Origin of the sequence: Mesorhizobium sp. M1A.T.Ca.IN.004.03.1.1 (assembly GCF_003997555.1) — a bacterium.
Classification (GTDB): Bacteria; Pseudomonadota; Alphaproteobacteria; order Rhizobiales; family Rhizobiaceae; genus Mesorhizobium.
Genome location: NZ_RZTV01000191.1, coordinates 1 through 288, shown reverse-complemented (window position 1 = coordinate 288; position 288 = coordinate 1). Strand labels below are relative to the sequence as shown.

1 protein-coding gene is annotated in these 288 nt (G+C 63.9%); it reads right to left on the bottom strand.

Annotated features, from left to right (window positions below; genetic code table 11):
- Window positions 1-253: DUF488 family protein (locus EOD29_RS31285; RefSeq protein ID WP_127248802.1), on the bottom strand; the 253-nt coding region annotated here is incomplete at its 3' end.
- Window positions 254-288 lie beyond the last annotated feature (35 nt).

Sequence of the window (288 nt, the reverse complement as noted above, 5' to 3'; positions counted from 1 at the left end):
GCAACTGCGCCACAGCCTCCTCGTTGCGGTCGAGCTCCGCCCGGTACCGCTTCTGGAACTCCGCCCAGCGCCCGGGCTCATGCCCGAACCATTTGCGCAGCTCGTCGCTCGGCGCGATGTCCTTGAGCCATAAGGTCAGCGCGGCATCCTTCTTGGCGACACCGCGCGGCCAGATGCGATCGACCAGCACCCGCTGTCCGTCGGTCTTCTCGGGCGTCTCGTAGACGCGCTTCACCACAATGTCGAAGGCCATTACGCCTCCTTTGCCAAGCAATTCCAGGAAAAGTG